This window comes from uncultured Chloroflexus sp., from assembly GCF_937951745.1.
In the GTDB taxonomy this organism is placed as follows: domain Bacteria; phylum Chloroflexota; class Chloroflexia; order Chloroflexales; family Chloroflexaceae; genus Chloroflexus.
The window spans coordinates 13,451-33,683 of sequence record NZ_CALFBQ010000016.1 but is presented as its reverse complement, the minus strand read 5'-3'; the positions used below and the strand labels follow the sequence as shown (position 1 = coordinate 33,683).

17 protein-coding genes and 1 pseudogene are annotated in these 20,233 nt (G+C 59.3%); 3 read left to right on the top strand and 15 right to left on the bottom strand.

The window, feature by feature from the left end:
- Nucleotides 1-118: 118 nt before the first annotated feature.
- The 4 genes and pseudogenes from Q1A59_RS05140 to Q1A59_RS05120 form a co-directional block, all read right to left on the bottom strand.
- Nucleotides 119-1,291: a radical SAM protein gene (locus tag Q1A59_RS05140; RefSeq protein WP_299644201.1), complete on the bottom strand. Its 1,173-nt coding sequence runs from the start codon at nt 1,289-1,291 to the stop codon at nt 119-121.
- Nucleotides 1,292-1,329: 38 nt separating this feature from the next.
- The gene (locus Q1A59_RS05135) at nt 1,330-2,862 is read right to left on the bottom strand and encodes an aldehyde dehydrogenase (RefSeq protein WP_298401173.1); all 1,533 of its coding nucleotides are present in this window, start codon (nt 2,860-2,862) and stop codon (nt 1,330-1,332) included.
- Nucleotides 2,863-3,214: 352 nt separating this feature from the next.
- Nucleotides 3,215-3,764: pseudogene (locus Q1A59_RS18140) on the bottom strand (hypothetical protein).
- Nucleotides 3,761-4,822: a homoserine dehydrogenase gene (locus Q1A59_RS05120; RefSeq protein WP_298401182.1), complete on the bottom strand. Its 1,062-nt coding sequence runs from the start codon at nt 4,820-4,822 to the stop codon at nt 3,761-3,763. The pseudogene Q1A59_RS18140 and the gene Q1A59_RS05120 overlap by 4 nt, the downstream one beginning before the upstream one ends.
- Before the next feature lie 165 nt (nt 4,823-4,987).
- On the opposite strand from Q1A59_RS05120, the gene Q1A59_RS05115 reads away from it, so the two are divergent.
- Entirely contained in the window at nt 4,988-6,445 is a 1,458-nt protein-coding gene (locus tag Q1A59_RS05115; RefSeq protein ID WP_299644194.1) for a leucyl aminopeptidase, read from the top strand.
- A 367-nt stretch (nt 6,446-6,812) separates the two neighbouring features.
- Here Q1A59_RS05115 and Q1A59_RS05110 read toward each other — a convergent pair whose 3' ends face one another.
- A complete protein-coding gene (locus Q1A59_RS05110; RefSeq protein WP_298401189.1) occupies nt 6,813-9,005 on the bottom strand; it encodes an ATP-binding protein in 2,193 nt (730 codons plus the stop codon).
- 108 nt (nt 9,006-9,113) lie between these two features.
- On the opposite strand from Q1A59_RS05110, the gene mce reads away from it, so the two are divergent.
- Together mce and Q1A59_RS05100 are read left to right on the top strand one after the other, a co-directional pair.
- Nucleotides 9,114-9,533 (top strand): methylmalonyl-CoA epimerase, encoded by a 420-nt coding sequence (gene mce, locus Q1A59_RS05105; RefSeq protein ID WP_298401192.1) that lies wholly within the window; start codon nt 9,114-9,116, stop codon nt 9,531-9,533.
- Between the two features lie 140 nt (nt 9,534-9,673).
- Nucleotides 9,674-10,654, top strand: coding sequence for a DinB family protein (locus Q1A59_RS05100; protein ID WP_298401194.1), 981 nt, complete (start codon nt 9,674-9,676; stop codon nt 10,652-10,654).
- A gap of 44 nt (nt 10,655-10,698) precedes the next feature.
- Here Q1A59_RS05100 and Q1A59_RS05095 read toward each other — a convergent pair whose 3' ends face one another.
- The 10 genes from Q1A59_RS05095 to Q1A59_RS05050 all read right to left on the bottom strand — a co-directional run bounded on the left by Q1A59_RS05095 (nt 10,699) and on the right by Q1A59_RS05050 (nt 20,228).
- Complete coding sequence (locus tag Q1A59_RS05095) at nt 10,699-11,709, bottom strand: rod shape-determining protein (RefSeq protein ID WP_298401196.1); 1,011 nt, start codon at nt 11,707-11,709, stop codon at nt 10,699-10,701.
- A gap of 287 nt (nt 11,710-11,996) precedes the next feature.
- Nucleotides 11,997-12,416 (bottom strand): F0F1 ATP synthase subunit epsilon, encoded by a 420-nt coding sequence (locus Q1A59_RS05090; RefSeq protein ID WP_298401199.1) that lies wholly within the window; start codon nt 12,414-12,416, stop codon nt 11,997-11,999.
- A gap of 68 nt (nt 12,417-12,484) precedes the next feature.
- The gene (gene atpD, locus Q1A59_RS05085) at nt 12,485-13,900 is read right to left on the bottom strand and encodes a F0F1 ATP synthase subunit beta (protein ID WP_298401201.1); all 1,416 of its coding nucleotides are present in this window, start codon (nt 13,898-13,900) and stop codon (nt 12,485-12,487) included.
- A gap of 18 nt (nt 13,901-13,918) precedes the next feature.
- Nucleotides 13,919-14,791 carry a F0F1 ATP synthase subunit gamma gene (locus tag Q1A59_RS05080; protein WP_298401204.1) on the bottom strand — a complete coding sequence of 291 codons (873 nt, stop codon included), beginning with the start codon at nt 14,789-14,791 and terminating at the stop codon, nt 13,919-13,921.
- Nucleotides 14,792-14,854: 63 nt separating this feature from the next.
- Nucleotides 14,855-16,423: a F0F1 ATP synthase subunit alpha gene (gene atpA, locus Q1A59_RS05075; protein WP_298401207.1), complete on the bottom strand. Its 1,569-nt coding sequence runs from the start codon at nt 16,421-16,423 to the stop codon at nt 14,855-14,857.
- 57 nt (nt 16,424-16,480) lie between these two features.
- Nucleotides 16,481-16,954: an ATP synthase F1 subunit delta gene (gene atpH / locus Q1A59_RS05070; RefSeq protein ID WP_298401210.1), complete on the bottom strand. Its 474-nt coding sequence runs from the start codon at nt 16,952-16,954 to the stop codon at nt 16,481-16,483.
- Between the two features lie 44 nt (nt 16,955-16,998).
- Nucleotides 16,999-17,493 (bottom strand): F0F1 ATP synthase subunit B, encoded by a 495-nt coding sequence (locus tag Q1A59_RS05065; protein ID WP_298401213.1) that lies wholly within the window; start codon nt 17,491-17,493, stop codon nt 16,999-17,001.
- A gap of 30 nt (nt 17,494-17,523) precedes the next feature.
- Nucleotides 17,524-17,754, bottom strand: coding sequence for an ATP synthase F0 subunit C (atpE, locus tag Q1A59_RS05060; protein ID WP_012258898.1), 231 nt, complete (start codon nt 17,752-17,754; stop codon nt 17,524-17,526).
- An 82-nt stretch (nt 17,755-17,836) separates the two neighbouring features.
- Complete coding sequence (atpB, locus tag Q1A59_RS05055; RefSeq protein WP_299644184.1) at nt 17,837-18,766, bottom strand: F0F1 ATP synthase subunit A; 930 nt, start codon at nt 18,764-18,766, stop codon at nt 17,837-17,839.
- Between the two features lie 298 nt (nt 18,767-19,064).
- Complete coding sequence (locus tag Q1A59_RS05050) at nt 19,065-20,228, bottom strand: response regulator (RefSeq protein WP_298401232.1); 1,164 nt, start codon at nt 20,226-20,228, stop codon at nt 19,065-19,067.
- Between the last annotated feature and the right edge of the window lie 5 nt (nt 20,229-20,233).

The following is a 20,233-nucleotide window of genomic DNA, read 5'->3' as shown; positions in this document are numbered from 1 at the left end:
CCTGTGTATGGATAGCTTAGTTAGCAAGCGATCATTACTGCGTATCGCTTTCATTATAGCAGAGGCAAGCCGGGATTGGCAGCCCAATTGGTGAGTTGCAGTAATACGCCGATGCTTGTCAATACACAAATTCTTCGATATGGTAAATCACTACTTTTGTGCCGGGGCTGACCACCGCGCGCGCGCCGCGTTTGAGTTCTTCGAGTTGGCGGTTGATGGCGGTTTCGGGCAACGGGGAGCTGCCATACGCCTGTAGTTGGGCAAGGTACGGGCTGTCAGGCGGGACGATCAGGGGTGAAAGATAGACGATATCATCCGGGCCGAGCGGCATCGCTGCTAGTACCGCTAGCGAATGCTGCACGTGTTCGGCGGCAAATCGTTCGCCGCCGGCCCCGACCAGCAAGATTATGCCGACCGCAATCCCGGCAGCTTTGATCGTGCGCACCGCTTCGATCGCTTCCGCCGGTGAGCCCGGTTTGTTCAAGAGGCGAAAGACCGTCTCGTCACCGCTCTCTAGCCCAAGGTAGATCCGGCGCACGCCAGCGGCGGCCAGTTCGCGGTATTCGGCCAGCATTTTGCGTTCTGCGCCAAAAATGTCGAGAAAGGCGTAAATGCCTTTGAAGTTAGCCTCAGGGCCGATGGTAAATTCCTCATGCACGACCTGCAACAGCTCGCGCAGGCGCGGCTGCGGGATAATCAACGCATTGGCATCACCGAGAAAGATCGCCATCCGTAACCCTAAACCGGCCCCGACAAACTCTTTCACCCGCTGAATATGGTCGCGAAACGAGGCCGGTGCATGAATGCGAAAGGCGCGATCGCGGTAAAACGTGCAAAAATGGCAGCGGTTCCAGCTACAACCCTCAGTCGCTTGCAACACCAGTGCGCGATACTGATCCGGCGGCAAGATACTGATTGGCTTGTAGACGGAGCGAAACCGCTCGCGCTCAGCTTCGAGCCGCTCAACATCCCAGCGCCGGATCCGCTCAAGCCAGTTGCACGCCTCCAGCGGCGCTGTGGTTTCGATCTGCTCGATCATCCGTTCGGTCTCAGCCAGCAGTTCAGCCAAGATCGTGCGTCGCTCGGCGTCGTCGAGCTTGCGCCGTTCTTTTTGGCCGGGGGCGAGCACCCGCTTGCGCAAGACCTCGCCGCTGAGACCGCGCATGTAGTTGGCGCCGTGGCGAAACGCCACGATCGGGCGGCCCTCGCCATCGAATGAGATAATCGTGCGCATGTGCTCGGCGATGGTGAGATAATGGCGTTGCAAGTTGAGGGTGATACCCGTTGTCATGGTGATATGATTACCTCAATTGAGCGTGACCGTCGCGGTCATTCGGGCAACAACGTATCCCACCATAGCCGGCCTTGCCGCCGTTGCATCAGATCGACGTGAATATGCTTCACTTCAGTATACTCATCGAGACCGTATTGGCCCATTTCGCGACCAAACCCGCTCTGGCGATAACCGCCGAACGGCGCACGCGGGTTGAGCACGTGGTGCTCGTTGATCCAGACGGTGCCGGCGCGGATGCGTTGGGCGACGGCTAGCGCCTGTTGCAGATCACGTGACCATACCGAGGCGGCAAGGCCGTAGATACTGTCATTCGCGATCCGGATCGCCTCGCCGATCTCGTCGTAGGCGAGCACGGCTAGCACCGGCCCAAAAATCTCTTCGCGGGCAATACGCATCTCGGGCTGCACGCCGGTGAAGATGGTCGGTTCGACATAATAACCGTTGACAAACACTTCACCCAACGGTCTACCACCGCCGATCGCGACCGTCGCCCCCTCTTCGCGGCCAATCGCGATGTAGCGCTCAACCTTCTCACGTTGCCGTTCGCTGATCAGCGGGCCAATGTCGGTCTCCAAATCCATCGGATCACCAATCTTCATCCCCCGCACCCGCTCAACCAACCGTTCGACCACCGTGTCGTGCAGGCTGCGCGGCAAAAGCAGGCGTGAACCGGCTTCGCACAATTGGCCAGAATGGTAAAACGCACCCCACAACACGCCATCAACTACTAGATCGAGGTCAGCGTCGGGCAGCACAATCATCGCGTTCTTGCCGCCCAATTCGAGCGTCACCCGTTTGATCTGCGGCGCTGCCAGCGCCATAATCTTGCGCCCGACTTCGGTGCTACCAGTGAAGGCGACTTTGTCAACCGCTGGATGGGCGGCCAAGTACTCGCCAACTTCGCTGCCGGGGCCGAGTACGAGATTGACGACCCCTTTCGGCAGTAGGTTCAGTTCGTGAATGGTCTGGAAGATGGCGATGGTACTGAGCGGGGCTAGCGACGAGGGCTTAAAGACGACGGTATTGCCGGTGGCCAGCGCCGGGCCGAGCTTCCACGCCGCCATGCAGAAGGCATAGTTCCACGGAATGATCTGGGCGCAGACGCCGATCGGTTCGCGCCAGACAAAATTCCACGACACCGTGGGTAAATCAGTCCATGGCAGTGGTTCATACGGGTGCTTGCGCGCCATCTCGGCGCAACCGCGCAAGATTTCAAGGCCGAGGGTAATGTCGTTGTAAGTCGTTTTGCGCAGCGGTACGCCGGCATCGCGTGATTCGATCTCGGCTAGCTCAAAATTGCGCGCTTCGAGTGCATCGGCAATCGCATGTAAAATGTCGGCCCGGCGCGCCGGGCTGGTATGTGGCCACGGACCCTGATCAAACGCGGCGCGAGCGGCGGCAATCGCTCGATCCACATCGGCATGAGTCGCGCTGGCGCAGATGGCCAGCGGCTGGCCGTTTGCCGGATCAAAGACGGTGAAAGTCTGACCGTTGCTCGCCGGCTGCCAGTCGCCGTCGATGTACTGGTCATAGTGGGGTAACCCTTCCGGGGAGTGTTCGTGCCTCATTGCAAGACTCCTGTCTGGCGGGAGTGAAAAAAGATGCCGCTGTGCGTCACAGTGTAACACGCCGCGTCATAAAACTCAAGTAGGGTTAGGCCAACTCTGCCGTGAGAGCATGCTTGATGATACGCGCCACCCCCTGCCTGTCATTGTGCGCTGCCCAGAGGGGCAGATCGCTGCTCTGTCCGCGCGCGGCGCAGCGATCCTCCGTGCGAGCAGAACTACACCGCTCAGGCATTCATTCCGCTAAAACGGGAGATTGCGTCGGTCGGGCGATACCTAGACGCGCTGGGTGCCGCCGCTCCCTTGCAATGACAGCTTGGTGCGTGAACCTGAACCATAAGCCGGTAGTGCGTATTCATCCGCGGTGCTGCGCGTTGGCCGGCAATGCTGCCCAGTGCTCATCGTTAATGAAAGCTGCCGCAAGTGCGTTGGCTTGCACGGTGTGTAATTCGGCGGTGCTCAGGCCGAGCCGGTCACGAGCTACTCGATATTCGTGCGGCACATCGATTGCGCTGATGCCGGGATCATCGCTGTTAAGGGTGATGTGCAGACCGGCGCGCAACAGTTGCGGTAACGGGTGTGTATCGTACCTGCTGACGGTTGGGGTTTGCACATTACTGGTCGGGCACCCTAATCCGAGCAACGGTATCTTCGTCAACGCAGATCAGCTTGAGCAACTCAAAGCGGGCGATAAAGTCCATCACCGAAGCGGCGACGCCTTGGATGTGCGCATACGGACGCAACCCTTCGACTGTATCTGCCGGCAGGTGAATGCTATAGGCGCCGGCTAGATCAAGGATCGTCGTCAGCCGGACATTGCCATCGAGATGGCGATGCAGGTCGATCAACGGCAGATCGCGGGCAATCGGTTGTGGGCTAGTGGCAGTTTCGGCAAGCGAATTCATAATTCTCGCGCAGTAGCAATAATGTCACTCAACACGCCGGCTGCCGTGACTTCGACGCCGGCCCCCGGCCCGCGCACGACCAGTGGCCGGTCGTGATAGCGGCGGGTGGTAAAGCTGATCAGATTATCTGGGCCGCTCAAGCTGGCCAACGGATGGTTGGCGGCGATTTCGCGCAACCCGACTTCGACGCTCTCTGGCGTAATCCGCGTGATGTACCGCAAGACGTTGCCGTTGGCGCGCGCTGCAGCCAATCGACTCATCATCTCCTCTTCCGCCTCGCTGAGGCGCTGGAGGAACTCGGCGACACTCACGTTAGCCAGATGGGGCGGGAAGAGCGGTTCAGCGATCACCGCCTCAGCCGGCAGATGGTTCCCACAGGTGCGGGCCAGAATCAACGCTTTGCGCGCTACATCAGCGCCGCTCAGGTCATCGCGCGGATCCGGCTCGGTATAGCCCAAGCGGTACGCCGTGCGCACCGCGTCGGCAAAGCTGCTTCCCGCTTCCAGCTCGCTCATTAGAAAGCCGAGCGTACCGCTCAGTGCCGCCTCAATGCAGACCACTTCATCGCCGCTATCGAGCAGGCTTTGCAACGTGCTTATCACCGGCAACCCGGCGCCAACAGTTGCTTCGTAGCGGGTTGCGCCTCGCTCGGTCAAGGCGGCAAAGAGATCATATCCTTCGCACAGTGGCCGTTTGTTCGCCAACACCACCCGATGCCCAGCCGAGATGGCTGCCGCCAATGGTGCAGCATGGCCACTAGCTGCCGTCACATCTACGACAACCGCCATCGCGGCGGGGAGTAGCTCGATCCAGTGCCGGTCAACGATGGCGCCGGCAAGGCTATCAATCCCGTTGCCGGCCTCTTTCACGGCGAGAATTTGGCGCACCTGCTCTTCACTTAAGGCCGGATCGCCGGCTATTGCGCCGCGACTGTCTACCACAGCCACATAACGAAGATCAATCCCGTACCGACGGCGAATGGCAGGCGCTACAGCGAGGATCTGGCGTGCTAGCGCGCGCCCTACGCCGCCGAGACCGAGTTGAATGATGGGTGTCATAGTTGCCCCTCTGCACTGCCTGTATGTGTTTGCCTATTCTACCATAGGCTTTGGGTGGCGTATCACGGCCCTCTTCTCGGTTTCTGCCGTCATTTGACGCTCGGCCCGCTCCACCGTACAATACCATTCTGAAATGAATGACTTGTCATCTTTTTCGAGGGCACTATGCAATGTGAAGTTCAGAGCGGCAGCCTATTCGAAGCCGCAGCCGATCTTGCCGTTTTGCTGTACGCTGAAGACGAGTCGATCCCCGCGCCGGTCGCCGAACTATGTGAGGCGGGTGATACAACCGGACGCTGGAAGCAGCAAACGCTGCTCTATCCGCGCGGCACGCTGCCGGCCCGCCGCCTGCTGCTCCTCGGTATGGGCAAGCGTTCGGCGATAACCGCCGATACCGTTCGCCAAGCAGCGGCGCTGGCAGCGCAGCGGGCGCAAGAGCTGAAGGTTACGACCTACCACCTTGGTTACAATGGCAATCTGCCGTTAGCGCCGGCTGTGTTCGGCCAAGCGTTTGCCGAAGGCAGTGTGCTCGGCTCGTACCGCTATCTCCGCTACAAGAGCGATCGCGAAGAGCCGCCGTCATTGACTCCTATTTTGCAGGCTGGCGCTGATGCCGAAGCTGCCGTTGCCGGCGTCCGGCGAGGTCAAATCATTGCCCGTGCCACCGCGTTTGCCCGCGATCTCGCCAATGGCCCCGGCAATGAGGTTACACCGGCCTTCCTCGGCCAGACCGCGCTTGAGTTGGGTGAACGCCTTGGCCTTAAGGTGACGGTGCTCGATAAGCCGCAACTTGTCGAACAGGGTTTTGGCGGTATTCTCGCTGTCGGCCAAGGTTCGGCCAATGAGCCGCGCTTTATCGTTATGGAGCACGGTGTTGCCGGCAATGGCCCCACCATCTGTCTGGTCGGGAAAGGGATTACCTTCGACACCGGCGGGATCAGCATCAAACCTGCCGAGAAGATGGACGATATGAAGATGGATATGAGCGGCGCCGCAGCGGTGTTTGGCGCGATGCAAGCTGTGGCTGAGTTGCAGGTGCCGCTCCACGTCGTCGGTATTGTCTGCGCCGCCGAAAATATGCCGAGCGGCACCGCATATCGGCCCGGCGATATTATCCGCACGCTGAGCGGTAAGACGGTCGAGGTGCTCAATACCGACGCCGAGGGCCGGATCGTGCTCGCCGATGGTCTCTATTACGCGCAGCGCTACCAACCTGCCGCGATTGTTGATCTAGCCACCCTGACCGGTGCCATCATGGTTGCGCTTGGCCCGCACGCGGTTGGTTTGATGGGGAACAACCAAGAGCTAGCCAACCGTCTTATCGCTGCCGGCGAAACCACTGCCGAGCGGGTCTGGCAGTTGCCGTTGTGGGATGAGTACCGCGACGCGATGAAGAGCGAGATTGCCGATCTGAAGAATACTGGTGGCCGCTATGGTGGGGCAATTACCGCCGCCGCTTTCCTCGCCGCCTTTGTCGGCGATTATCCGTGGGCGCATCTCGATATTGCCGGCACGGCATGGGTGGAAAAGCCGGCGCGCGCATATCAATCGCGTGGCGCTACCGGCATTGGCGTGCGGTTGCTGGTTGAGTGGTTGCAAGGCTATGTCGGGGCGCAGGGGTAATGCCGGCTGTGAGGGTGGGTGAATATTGTTCCCCACCTCAACCTTCCCCCCGAAGAGCGAAAGGCAGCGTACCCTTCCTATCTCCCCTCCCTTAGCGGGGGTAGGGGCGTCCCATCGGGAGTGGGGCGCTGCCGCGTTCCCCACCCACACCACCGTTAACCGAATAGAATGCAGCTCCCCCTTCTGCCGTTCGGTAAGATTGGGGGCCGGGGGTGAGGGCACGCGATCCTCTACGCACCGGTTCGCCCTTACCCCCAGCCTCTTCACCCTCTGCGTTTGTAGCGCCCTCTGCGGTAACACCCGCTCCCGCGGCAAGGTAGGAGCGAGGGCCGGGGGTTGGGGGCCAACAGCCTGCGCTTTCTCCTCGCTACTCCCTATCTCCCCCCTCATCGCCGGCAAGCTCGCCGCGTGGCGCCGACCAAATTGGCAGGGTAAACGAGAAGCTACTCCCCTTTCCTACCGCACTCTGCACCCAAATCCGGCCTCCATGCAACTCAACCAGCAAGCGCGTAATGTACAATCCTAGCCCAACACCGCTCTTCTGGCGCGTATTGCTGTTATCGACCCGCTGAAACCGCTCGAATAGCTTGGCTTGGTTTTCAGGGGCAATCCCAATGCCCTGATCACTCACGACAATCAACATCCACTGGCCGGGTGGATGGTTAGCCGGCAAATCACTCATTTCTGCGCAACGCACCGTCAATTGAATTTCGGTGCCTTCCGGACTATACTTGATGGCATTGCTCAGCAAGTTGAAGATAATTTGCTTCACCTTGTCGCGGTCGGCGGATACCGGCGGCAATGGGGAGCGCATATCAATCAGGAGCTTGTGCTGCACGAGTTGGGTGTGAAGCTGAAGAGTCAACTCCTCGATAATGTTGCCTAGCCGAACCGCCCACCGGTTCAGCTTCACCACCCCGGCTTCAAGCCGTGAAACATCGAGCAGATCCTTCACTAACTTGTGCAGCCGCTCGGCTTCGTTCGAGACGGTGGTCAAAAACTCGCGCTGGCTGGTTTCATCAAGATCTTGTCGGTTCAACAAAATTTCGGTGTAGCCAAGGATCGATGTCAACGGCGTGCGCAACTCATGCGACACAATACCGATAAACTCATTCTTCAGCCGGTCTGACTCGTGTTCGCGCGTGCGATCACTCACCACCCACAACCGGCCCGTCAATTGCTGCTGGCTGTCGCGGGTCGGCACCGAAAGCACGTGTAATGCTTGGTAGGGCTGGCGGAGTTGCAGACTCGTTTCAAAGACTTGATCGGGGGCGCGCTGGCCAAGATTGCAGAACTCGCTCAAGCGCAACGGATCTTCCAGCCGGGCCAGCAAATGATCAACCAAATCAATCCCAACGTAAAAGAAAGGTTGTTGCGATTGTTCCGGCAAGCGCCAGACCTGATACCACGCTGGGTTGGCGCGAATGACGCGACCTTTCAGGTCAATCAGCGCTAATCCGATGGGCAAGCTGCTAAACACTTGACCAAGATGGTATGACGTTTCATACGCGACTTGGTACGCCGCGGCGCGGGCCAGCGGTCTCCCCGCTCGCTCGCGGAGCGCATCAATAAACGCGAGCACCTCTTCGTTGAAGGTATTGGCTCGCTGGCTGTGCAGGATCAAGACCGCCAGCACCTGATCATCCGCAATGATAGGCGCTGCCAGCTCGGCTCGCAACGGCATGCTGTGCGGCAAACCCGGCTCGCGCCCGGCGTCGCGTACCAAGAGCGGGCGCTGCGTCTTGACGGCCTGTCCGGCCAACCCAATATCCCAGCTCCAGCGCTGGCGCGGCATAACCGCCAATGCTGCGCCAGTGCGTTCGGCTTCATACCCTTCGTAGAGATGAAGCACGAGTTCGTGCCGATCGGAATCGACCAGCGTGATTGCGCCGGCTTCCGCGCCGCTGCCTTCTAATGCCCGCCGTAAGATGATTCCTAACAACTCGTGCAAGTCGAGCGTGCGGTCAAGCTGTTCATTGAGGGCGATGATCTTCTGGCGCAGCGAAGGAGCAAGCGTAAGGCCAAGCGGCGTCTCGCCGGCAAAGCGCGGCGTGGGCAGACGTGGCAACCGTGCTCCTTCTTGCGCAATGGCTGCTGCTAGTTGCGGCTTGAGCGACTCGATCACTTCGCTAATCCGGCCGTCTAGCCGGCGCTGATCGTCGCTGCGTAGTTCAAGAATGCCCCAGAGTCGCCCACCCCAAAAAATTGGCGCCCCTAGATACCCTGCCGAAATAACCGGCAAACTCTCAGTTTGGCGGCCGTTGCCTAGTGCAATCGTTTTGGTAACAGTCTTGCCGCCGAGCGCCACGGCCCGCGTCAGGCTGTCGTCCCAAGGGTAGGCCCATGACTCTGGCGAGTAGATTTGCTGGCGGGTTGCCCCCGGCCGGGCCGATTGCAGCCAACACGTCAACCGGCCGTCACGGTAACGGGTGGCGAAGCGCAACAAGCCAAAGAGACGGTGAATACGCTGCACCAGCGGCTGCTCTTCCTGCAAGATGCGGGAGGCTGCCGCGACCACGAACAGCATACTCGTTGTCGGATCATCTGTTTCGTGTGTCATTATTGTTCATTGTAATCAACCCCGAGTGGCTGTCAATGATCTTGTGCTACGCTTGTGCTATGATATGCTATATCCATCGGTGTACCGGTGGAAGTGAAGGAGTATGCCATGTTTACTGCGGTCGATCACATTGGCCTCGTAGTAGCTGATCTCGATGCAGCGATCGATTTTTACCGCACTGCCTTCGATATAACGGAATGGGAGCGGATCGAGCTGCCCGAGCGCCACGCTGCGATTGGGGTGGCCCGGTTTGGCGATGTGTTGATCGAGTTGATTGCGCCGACCAGTGATCAAGCCAGTTTTGCCCGCTTCTTGCGCGAGAAGGGGCCGGGGATGCACCATATTGCTTATCGCGTCGATGATATCAATGCCGCGTTGGCCACACTTCAAGCGCGGGGCATTCCATTGATCGACCGCGAGCCGCGTCTCGGTATTCACGATACGCTCGTGGCTTTTGTCCATCCCAAGGCTGGCGGGCAGGGGGTGCTGGTTGAATTGGTTCAGCATCGCTCATCCCATCATGCATAGTTTAGGCCATTGTGGCTTGAATGTAAGATGGCAAAGCAAGCTTCTACCGCTTGACGGGCGCCTGTTGCTGGTCAGTAGTATGCATAGACATACTGCAAACAGGTTGGAGGAGGCTAATTTTTTCATGCGGAGCAGAACGTATGACAACCAACGACGCAGATGATCGCCGCCTGTTGGTGAGTATGAGCGTTGGCCAGACGGCCTATGCGGTGTGGGCCAAACAGGCGCGGCGTGAGCGCTTCTTCAACATTGCCCGTCTGCTCGAAGCATCGGCGGCGGTCAAACGGGTGCGCGCCGAACAGGCGATGCGTCGATTGGGTGAAGTGGCGCAGACGCTGACCAATATCAATCATGCGCTGGCCGGCCTTGAACCGGAAGCGATAGCGACCGGCCCAGTGACTGGCACCAGCGCCTTTCAGCGTGAATACCTCGAACGGGCCGCCCTTGCGTTGGCCGCTGGCCGTGATCTCACCTATACCGAGCTGGGTGACCTCTTTGTATGTAGCACGTGCGGCCGGCTGATGGAAGGCGATCCGCCGGCATTCTGCCCTGAATGCGGCACCGTGCGCGAGGGCTTTCTCGAATTTCGGATTGTTGATGGCATGGGCACGCTGGGGCCGCACGCTATCGTGCGCCGGCTTGAGCAAGGTTTGAAAACCGTGCCAGCGCTGGTGTCCGGTCTCAGTGAAGAACAATTGGCCACGCCGGTCAACGGGTTCCCGGCTTTCAAGGATTTGATCGGTCATCTCACCGACATGGATATTGTCTTCCGCGAGCGCGCATGGATGATCTTAGAGACAAACCAACCTAAGTTGTCGATAGCACATCCGCCGACGCTGCGAAACGCGGTGAAATATCGTACCGTACCAATTGACGAGTTGCTCGAGCAATATACCACGAGCCGCCAGCAGACGTTAGGGTTGCTGCGCGGCCTAACTCAAGCAGCATGGCAGCGGATCGGCCATCACGAGATTTACGGGCCGGTACCGCTCTTGCATCAGGGGAATTGGGTCATTGCGCACGAGCAGGGACATTTGATTGAATTAGCCCAAATGCGCCATAACATATTGTACGGGCATAACCGTTCTATCGACATTGTGCAAGAACTATTACACCCGTAGTCGCTGTACGGCGTGCGGCTCCAGAAGCCGCACGCCATGGATCATCACGTCAGATCTAACCCGCTCAGACTGTCGTACAGCACATCAAGGTTTTCCAACGCCAAACCGGTGCCGATTGCCACGCACGATGCCGGCTGATCGGCCACATAGCAGGGCACCCCAGTCACCTCAGTCAACAGATCATTGATCCGGCGCAACATTGAACCGCCGCCGGTCATCACCATCCCCTTATCGATAATGTCTGAGCTGAGTTCTGGCGGTGTTTCAACCAGCACCGCACGCACCGCATTGACAATCGCCTCCAGCGGCTCTTGGATCGCCTCGGTAATCTCGTTGCTGTCAACTTGGATCGTGCGCGGCAAACCGGTGACTTGATCGCGCCCGCGCACCTGTGTTACCAGTGGCTTATCGAGCGGCAATGCTGAGCCAATCTCGATCTTCACCGCTTCGGCGGTACGTTCGCCGATGAGCACGTTGTATTTCCGCTTGATGTACGAGGCAATTGCCTCATCGAACCGGTTGCCGCCGACCCGCACCGAGGTGCTCACCACAATGTCGTTGAGAGAGATTACGGCCACTTCAGTCGTGCCGCCGCCGATATCGATGATGAGATTGCCCGATGGTTGTGCAATCGGGATGTTGGCTCCAATCGCGGCAGCTAGCGGCTCGCGGATTAGGTAGGCCTTGCCAGCCCCCGCCTCAAGGGCCGCGTAGCGCACGGCCCTCATCTCGACGCTGGTGACGCCAGCGGGAATACAGATCATCACTTCAGGCCGCGAGAAGCGAAATCGTCCAGCCGCGCGCCCAATAAAGTGGCGGAGCATCTCTTCCGTCACCACATAATCGGCGATCACGCCGTTGCGCATCGGGCGCACGACCTCGATACTCTCTGGTTCGCGGCCTAACATTGCCATCGCTTCGGCGCCGACGGCGCGCACGCGCCCGTCGCGGGTGCTCAACGCCACCGCTGACGGTTCGGAAAGGACGATGCCTTTGCCTTTGACGTACACTAACACATTGGCAGTGCCAAGATCAATCCCGATTTTGCGGGCCATAGATGTTCCTATTGATGAATGTTGGAAACGGCAGCGTGTGCTGCTATTTCAAGATAGTCGTGATGCATCAGAGTTTAGCATGCCATTGCGCGGGAGCTCTGCACCCGCATTCAGCTCTGCTGAGCGCAGCATTGTCGGATCCTATTGGCAAAAAAGCCGCTTCAGCATAATCGCGGCGTATTATAACAAATGATGAGGGATACTGGCAATTGACAATAGGGACACAGCCCTGCTGTGTCCCTGCCCAGTTACCGTCTTTGCGTTCCGCGCCATGCACCGTTAAGTGATTACGATTGGCGTCGTTTAAGTTTATTGAGTTGGGCCACGCGCAGGCGCACCATCTCTTTGCGCAGTTTAGCTTCGGCCAGCGCCATATCGCGCTCACTCTGCGCTTCGCGCCGGCGCGCTTCAGCTTCGGCTCGCGCCTGCTCGGCCCGCGCTTCGTCGATCTCATCGGCCCGTTCGACCGTATCGGCGAGAATGGTCACCCGGTGCGGCAACACCTCCATAAACCCGCCTGACACGGCAAACGGCGTGCGCTCTCCATTCTTGATAATATCAAGCTCACCCGGTTCGAGGATCGTCATCAGCGGCGCGTGGCGGGGCAGAATACCAACCCGGCCGTCTTTGGTCGGTGCGCTAATCATGTCAACGTCATCCGACAAGATCACGCGTTCGGCAGTGACAATCTCTAGATGGATGGGCATAGCCTGCTCCTTCCCCTGCCGTTCATCGAAGCCGGCGGTGACGAACGGCCGTTACCGCCGGTCTATGCCTACTTCTGGCTGGCCTGATATGCGGCCAGCACGTCGTCGAAATCGCCCTGCATGTAGAAGAACGACTCAGGAATGTGATCGCCTTCGCCGTTGAGCAGACGGGCAAAGCTCTCAACCGTCTTCTTCACCGGCACATACTTGCCGGGTCGGCCAGTGAACTGTTGTGCCACCGTGAATGGCTGCGAGAAGAACAGCTCAATCTTGCGTGCGCGCTGCACGGTCAGCTTGTCCTCGTCGCTCAGCTCTTCCATGCCGAGAATGGCAATGATGTCTTTAAGGTCTTTATAGCGCTGCAACACGCGCTTCACCTCTTGCGCCACCCGGTAATGCTCCTCGCCGACGATGTTCGGATCGAGAATGCGCGAGGTTGATGCTAGCGGATCGACCGCCGGGAAGATCGCGCGCTCGGCGATGCTGCGTTCGAGCGAGATCGTCGCGTCGAGGTGGCTAAACACGGTTGCCGGCGCCGGGTCAGTGTAGTCGTCTGCCGGCACGTACACCGCTTGCATCGAAGTAATCGAACCGCGCTTGGTCGAGGTGATCCGCTCTTGCAGTTCGCCCATCTCGGTACCGAGCGTCGGCTGGTATCCCACCTGTGATGGCATACGCCCGAGCAGCGATGACACCTCGGAACCGGCCTGCACGAAGCGGAAGATATTGTCGATAAAGAGCAGAATGTCACGCCCCTCATCGCGGAAGTATTCAGCCATCGTCAGCGCAGTCAAGCCGACGCGCAGACGCGCTCCCGGTGGCTCGTTCATCTGGCCGAAGACCATCACCGTCTTGTCAAACACGGTGGTGTTCTCGTCAATACGGGCCTCGCGCATTTCGTGAATGAGGTCATTTCCTTCACGCGAGCGCTCACCCACACCGGCGAAGACTGAGAAGCCCGACTGCTCTTTGGCGATATTCGCAATCAGCTCTTGGATCACCACCGTCTTGCCCACGCCGGCGCCGCCGAAGATGGCCGTCTTGCCACCGCGGGTAAACGGTGCGATCAAGTCAATTACCTTAATCCCTGTCTCGAAGATTTGCGCTTGAGTATTCTGCTCTTCAAAGCTAGGCGGATCGCGGTGGATCGGGCGACGCTCCACCTCTGGACCAATCGGCGCCTGACCATCGATCGGATCACCCAGCACGTTAAACACACGGCCCAACGTTGCCGGGCCAACCGGCACCGCAATCGGGCGACCGGTATCGATAATCTCGAGCCCGCGTCGCAGGCCATCGGTCGAACCCATCGCGACCGCCTTCACCACGCCATTGCCGAGCTGCTGCTGCACCTCGCAGACGAGGCGGCCGCCGTTTTCCAGCGGAATCTCAATTGCGTTATAGATTTCCGGCACCTGATTTTCCGGGAACTTGGCCCGGATGACGACGCCGATAATCTCTTGAATAACCCCCTTTGCCGGCATCGGCTCCTCCTCTCAGCATTAACTGGCGAGGGCAGCGGCGCCCGAAGCGATCTCGCTGACCTCTTTCGTAATAGCGGCTTGCCGCGCCTTGTTGAATGAAAGCGTCAGGTCGCGCACCAGATCCTTCGCGTTATTGGTAGCGTTGCGCATTGCCACCATCCGCGCGCTATGCTCGCTGGCGATGCTCTCAAGCACCGCCTGATAGATCTGGGTCTCGACATACCGCGGCAGAATGCTATTCAATACCTCTTCTTCACCCGGCTCGTAGGTATAATCGACGTTGGTGGTCGTTGAGATATCGGGGCTTTCTACCGGCAACAACTGCTTAATCGCCGGTCGCTGCACCAGCGTATTAATGAACTCACTGTAAATGATGTAGAGTTCGTCGTACTTGCCTGCTTGGAATCCGCTAATTGCGCTGATCGCCACGCCGAGGATCGCCTCAAGCTTTGGCGCATCGCCGAGACGTGTGGCTTCGCCAGCGGGCGCAAAGCCGGTGCGCAGGAAGAAATCGCGCCCTTTGCGGCCAAAGGTGTAAATATCGACCGTGCGGCCCATGGCGCGCTGCTCAGTGATAAAGCGCCCAGCGCGGCGCAAGACATTGGCGACAAGGCTGCCGCAGAGACCGCGATCGGGTGTCACCACCAACAACGCCACACTCTTGACCGTTTCGCGCTTTTCGAGCAGAGTGCCGCGGCGCGCTGCTCCTACCACCCGCGCCGTCAAATTGGCCATCACCTCCCGCATGCGGTCAGCATACGGGCGGGTAGCTAACACATTCCGTTGGGCGCGCCGCATCTTCGAGGCCGATACCATCTCCATCGCCCGCGTGATTTGGGCGACGTTCTTCACGGATCGGATGCGGCGCTTAATCTCGCGACTACTCGGCATATCGAACCCTTTGCAGTCATGCGACCGGCGAGCGGGCCTGCGCCCGCCCGCCGGTGGAGCCTGCTAGCTATAATTGCTGGTTGCCTTAAACTCCTTAATCGCCGACTCCAGCGCCTCTTTCACTTCCGGCGTGGGGAACTTGCGATCAAGGCGATTGTCGTAGATCAGCTTCCGCACCTCTGGATGAGCGGTGCGCAGGAAGGCCAGAAAATCGTCGCGCCACTTGGTGATCATCGGCACCGGCACATCGTCGAGGTAGTTGTTGGTGGCCGCATAGAGCACAGCGACCTGATCCTCGACTGCCAACGGTTGATACTGCGGCTGCTTTAACAGCTCTTGCAGGCGCTGACCACGCTCGATCTGCGCCTTAGTGGTCGCATCGAGGTCGCTGGCAAACTGGGCAAAGGCGGCTAGATCACGGAACTGGGCCAACTCGCCTTTCAGCTTACCGGCCACCGCGCGCATAGCCCGCGTCTGCGCCGCGCCACCCACGCGCGACACCGAAATACCGACGTTGAGCGCCGGGCGCTGGCCGGCGTTGAACAAGTCGGACTCAAGGTAGATCTGGCCGTCAGTAATTGAAATGACGTTGGTCGGGATGTAAGCCGATACGTCGTTCGCCTGCGTCTCGATTACCGGCAGCGCGGTCAGCGAACCGCCGCCGTATTCCTCGCTGAGGCGGGCAGCGCGCTCGAGCAAGCGCGAGTGCAGGTAGAACACGTCGCCGGGGTACGCTTCGCGGCCCGGCGGGCGGCGCAGCAAGAGCGACACCTGCCGGTAAGCAACGGCGTGCTTGCTCAAGTCGTCATAGACGATTAGGGCGTCTCGCACCAATTGCCCATTGAGCATCACGCCATTCTCCATAATCTCTTCACCCATCGCACAGCCGGCATAGGGCGCAATGTACTGGAGGGCGGCGCTTTCCGAGGCGGTCGCCGACACCACAATCGTATACTCCATCGCGCCGAACTTCTCGAGGGTGCCGACCACCTGCGCTACCTGTGCGCGGCGCTGACCGATCGCAACGTAGATACACACCATCCCTTGGCCCTTCTGGTTGAGGATGGTGTCAATTGCGACAGCCGTCTTACCGGTCTGGCGGTCGCCGATGATCAACTCGCGCTGGCCACGCCCAATCGGAATCAGTGCGTCAATCGCGATAATCCCGGTTTGCACCGGCGTATCAACTGATTTGCGGGTGATCACACCGGGGGCGATGCGCTCAATCGGGCGCGTCTTGTCATACGGGATCGGCCCTTTGCCATCGATCGGCTGGCCGAGCGGGTTAACCACACGGCCCAACAGACCCTGCCCGACCGGGACTGAAATCACGCGCCCGGTCGAGGTCACCATATCCCCTTCCTCGATCGTCTCGTCATCGCCGAGAATAATCGCCGCGACGCTATCTTGTTCGAGGTTAAGGGCAATGCCATAAATCGATTCATTCCGGCCGGCCTTGGGCGGGAACTCGACAATCTCAGAGGCGACGACCTGATCAAGGCCGGACAGCCGCGCGACGCCGTCACCGACGGCAATCACCGTTCCGACATTGACCTGACGCGGCTGAAGGTCGACGCCGCTGGTGATCCCCTGCTTCAGCCGGGCGATCAATTCTTCAGTAATCGTCGTCATGCTCTACTCCGTCGCGCTGGCGGTCGGCGACACCGGGCCAGCGAGCTGAGTGCTACTCTAACTTGCCTGCAATACACGCTGAATGGCGCTGAGGCGGGCGCGCAGGCTATTATCAAGCACCTGATCGCCAACCCGAATAATCAACCCACCAATCAGCGTTGGATCAACATAATACGTCACGTGGACGTCACCGTAGCGCTGGCGCAATTCGCTCGCAATGTGCTCTTTCTGCTCACTGCTCAGCTCGATCGCGCTGGTCACACTCGCGTCGATTACACGGCTGCCGCTCTCGAGATAGCTCTGCAAGGCGGTTGCCACGGCGCCCAACTCGCCGGTCAGCCCCTCTTTGGCCATTGCGAGCAAGAAATTACGCACTTGGGGCAGCAGATCGTCTGGTAGGGCTGCTGCAGCATCGCTCGGCGCACGGCCGGCGATCCGTGGCGCCGCGGCCCGAATCTGCTCAGCGGCAGTGGTAAGCAGCGCTTCTACCAGCGGGCTGGCCAGCTCCCGTGCATCAATGGTCGTTGCCATACGTTCTGTTTCCTCTGGCAGACTAGTAGCGCCGGTCTGCGACGTTAGTTGCGGCGATCAAGCGCCTTCAATGACTCGGCAATCAACGCATCGTGGCCGCGGGCCTGCAATTCGGCACCGAGCACGAGGCTCGCCGTCAATGTGACCAGATCGGCGATCTGAGTCTTGGCTTCGCTCATCATCCGCGCCCGCTCTTGTTCAGCCTGCGCGCGGGCCTCTTCCTTTATGCGCTCGGCTTCGCGGCGCGCTTGGGCAATGATCTCAGCCTCCTGCTGCTTGGCCCGCTCTTGCGCCTGCGCCACGATCTTGGCCGCCTCTTGCCGCGCCTTGGCGATTTCCGCCTCATAATCGCGCTTGGCGTTCGCCAACTGCTCGCGCACCTTCTCAGCGTCGCGGACGCTCTCTTCGATCCGCTTGGTGCGCTCATTCAGCAGGTTCATTACCGGCCGGTACAGCAGCGCGCGCAGAATGAAGATCAGCAACAGAAAGTTGATCAGTTGCGCGATCAATAGGGTCGGATTAATACCTAGTGCTTCCACCCTGCAAACCTCCCGTAAACGCGCAATACTTTACTGCAACACGCCGAAACCGATCAAGAATGCAATCACCAGACCGAAGATGGCAAGCGCTTCGGTAAAGGCGATACCGATAAACATGTAGGTGACGACCCGGTTCTCGATTTCAGGATTGCGACCGATCGCCTGCACCGCACCCGACACGATGATGCCAATGCCAACACCCGGCCCAATAGCGCCCAGACCAACGGCGAGCGCGGTTGCGACGAGATTCAGACCCTCCATGATTGAGATGCCTCCTTAAAGCAGACTCTGCAACGATCCCAGCATTATCGAACAATCGCGGAGTATTCCGCGCGAACCCGCGTCAATGCGCATGCTCCTCATCGTGGCCGGTTACGGCAATGTTGAGGAAGGCGTAGGTTAGCAGCGCGAAGATCAACGCCTGGATAAACCCAACGAACACCTCGAAGCCATAAAAGGGAAGTGGGAGCAATAACGGCACGAGGAAGGCCATTACCACCAGCAGCACTTCGCCGGCGAAGATATTGCCGAAAAGACGGAAGGCCAGCGCGAAGGGCTTCACTAGCTCAGAGATAAACTCGATGATACCGACGAACGACATAATACCGTTCAGGTTGAAGAACTTCTTCAAATAGCCCGGCCCGAGGGCGCGGAAGCCCCAGTACTCGATGAAAACGAACGAGATGATCGCAATGGCAAAGGTGAAGTTGAGATCAGCTGCTGGCGCGCGGAAGAGCGGGATCAGCTTCTTGCCCTGCCAAGCGCAGGTGTCATACATCTCTTCGCTCTCGGCTGCCAGTACGCTAGCCGGCCCGGCGATTGCTAACCGCTCCTCGGTGACTACGCCATGCTTCTCTTTTTTCTCGTGGCAGACGCCGATCGAGCCAACCCCCGGTAACAAGCCAAACCAGTTGCCAAACAGTACGAAGAGAAAGATCGTCGCTACCAATGGGAAAGCGGTTGCGACATACTTCGCGTTGATGTTGCGGAAGAGATTGTACAACGTTTCGAGGATAAATTCCATCACATTCTGCAACCCGCGTGGCACCATCTGCAGATTGCGAGTGGCAGCAAACGCCAGCGCAATCACTAAGATGTCAATAATGATGGTGACGACAAACGAGTTGGTGATGGGAAAACCGGGGATGCCGTCAAAGATGACTTCGGCGGCGACTTCGACGTGTGGCGGGCCTGTGTACAGGAAAAAGCGGCTAGCAATCGAAATGATGAGCGCCCCTACAATGATCAGAATGTTTCGAGTCCGCGTTGACAACGCCTACCTCCTGCTCGACAACGTCGGGCATTGCTCAGCGCCATATCCTGTGCGCGCTGCAGCCCGGAGCGCGAACGACCACTTTTTTGTTCCGTCTTTCACAAGCAGTATAGCGCACCTCGCAAAATTTCGCAAACAACCCGCTTGGTGATAGAGATTGTTACGGTTTTGCGAAGCCGTCGCGAGTATACCATAGCTATGCGGTACGGGCAAACGACGGGGCGAGAAGGGGAACAGGACCGGCATACGGTCGTCATAGGGTCGGTAGGGGCATAGCGACGCTATGCCCCTACCGACCCTATGACGACCGCGCCAATACATCACGCAATTCGCGAATGGCGCGTTTGGCATTCACCCACACCGCGCCGATCTTCGAGCTTGCAACCCGCTTGTTGAAGATCAAGACCAGCAAAAACCGCTGTGCCACATCGAAGCAGTAGAGGTCAATGTTGACGCCTTCGTGGATATAGACGCTGGTTGCATCTTCCTCACGCAATTGGCGTGCCACTTCGCCAGTCGTCGAGAACCCGGTTGAGAGCAGCGGCAAGACAATCATCAGCGGTAAGTTGCTTTTGTCGCCGGTCTCGACGAGTATCATCCCGGCCCGGTCGGTGAGCATAATGCTCTGCGTGCCGAGATCTTGGCCTAATTGGCTCATGATGCTGCGGATCGCCGCAATATTTTGCTCGGTGACAATCAGGTTCCGACCATCGCTGCGCCAAGTTAGCGGCGGCTCAGCCGCAGCAGGGGTGGCTGCCGGGGAAGCTGGTGTACTGGCTCGTCGCTCGGCAGCTGCACGCGAACGGGCAGCCAAGCCGCCTTTATACGGCGGCGTTTCACGGGCAGCCGCCTCGCGTGCGGCACGCTCAACTGCTTCTCGCTCAGCCGCCTCGCGTGCAGCGCGTTCGGCCGCTTCGCGTTCAGCCCGCGATGGCAGCACCACTCGTGCCGGGGTAAAGGGGCGCTGCGGCAGGGAGGTAGCCGGCGGTGCTGGCGGCTCTTCCTTCGCGACCGGGGCGGGCGGTTCGCTACGTGGCGTCTCAGTGGTGGTGCGCGTTGTTGCCGGTGCCGGCGGTGGTGGGGGCGGTGCCGGCGCAGCGCGCGGCATGTCGAGCGCGCTGCTAACGGCTGCACGCACCGCATCCAGACTCACCTCGCCGCTTAGCACCGTGCTCACGCCGGCTGCCTTAGCCCGCTCGCGGTCAGCATTGCTTAGGCCAGCGCCCCACAATACTACCCGGGTATGCGGGTCAAAATTCGGCACAATCTCGGCGAGATCGAGGCCGCTCATCTCGTCGAGTTCGAGTTCGCTCAACACCAGATCGGGCGGCTCGGTGCTAATGGCCCAGAGCGCGTCATTGGCTGAGTCGAAGATTTGCACCGTTGCATCGCCGGCCATGGCTGCTGGTAAGCTTCGCAAGATAGGATTAGCGCGGGCGACCACAACAATACGATAGGTCATTGAAT

Coding starts and splice junctions, on each gene's coding strand:
- mce (WP_298401192.1), top strand. CDS start 9,114: ATGTTTACTGCGGTCGATCACATTGGCCTCGTAGTAGCTGATCTCGAT.
- Q1A59_RS05080 (WP_298401204.1), bottom strand. CDS start 14,791: ATGCCGAGTAGTCGCGAGATTAAGCGCCGCATCCGATCCGTGAAGAAC.
- Q1A59_RS05140 (WP_299644201.1), bottom strand. CDS start 1,291: ATGACAACGGGTATCACCCTCAACTTGCAACGCCATTATCTCACCATC.
- atpD (WP_298401201.1), bottom strand. CDS start 13,900: ATGCCGGCAAAGGGGGTTATTCAAGAGATTATCGGCGTCGTCATCCGG.
- Q1A59_RS05115 (WP_299644194.1), top strand. CDS start 4,988: ATGCAATGTGAAGTTCAGAGCGGCAGCCTATTCGAAGCCGCAGCCGAT.
- Q1A59_RS05090 (WP_298401199.1), bottom strand. CDS start 12,416: ATGCCCATCCATCTAGAGATTGTCACTGCCGAACGCGTGATCTTGTCG.
- atpH (WP_298401210.1), bottom strand. CDS start 16,954: ATGGCAACGACCATTGATGCACGGGAGCTGGCCAGCCCGCTGGTAGAA.
- Q1A59_RS05050 (WP_298401232.1), bottom strand. CDS start 20,228: ATGACCTATCGTATTGTTGTGGTCGCCCGCGCTAATCCTATCTTGCGA.
- Q1A59_RS05095 (WP_298401196.1), bottom strand. CDS start 11,709: ATGGCCCGCAAAATCGGGATTGATCTTGGCACTGCCAATGTGTTAGTG.
- Q1A59_RS05100 (WP_298401194.1), top strand. CDS start 9,674: ATGACAACCAACGACGCAGATGATCGCCGCCTGTTGGTGAGTATGAGC.
- atpE (WP_012258898.1), bottom strand. CDS start 17,754: ATGGAGGGTCTGAATCTCGTCGCAACCGCGCTCGCCGTTGGTCTGGGC.
- Q1A59_RS05110 (WP_298401189.1), bottom strand. CDS start 9,005: ATGACACACGAAACAGATGATCCGACAACGAGTATGCTGTTCGTGGTC.
- Q1A59_RS05135 (WP_298401173.1), bottom strand. CDS start 2,862: ATGAGGCACGAACACTCCCCGGAAGGGTTACCCCACTATGACCAGTAC.
- Q1A59_RS05120 (WP_298401182.1), bottom strand. CDS start 4,822: ATGACACCCATCATTCAACTCGGTCTCGGCGGCGTAGGGCGCGCGCTA.
- atpA (WP_298401207.1), bottom strand. CDS start 16,423: ATGACGACGATTACTGAAGAATTGATCGCCCGGCTGAAGCAGGGGATC.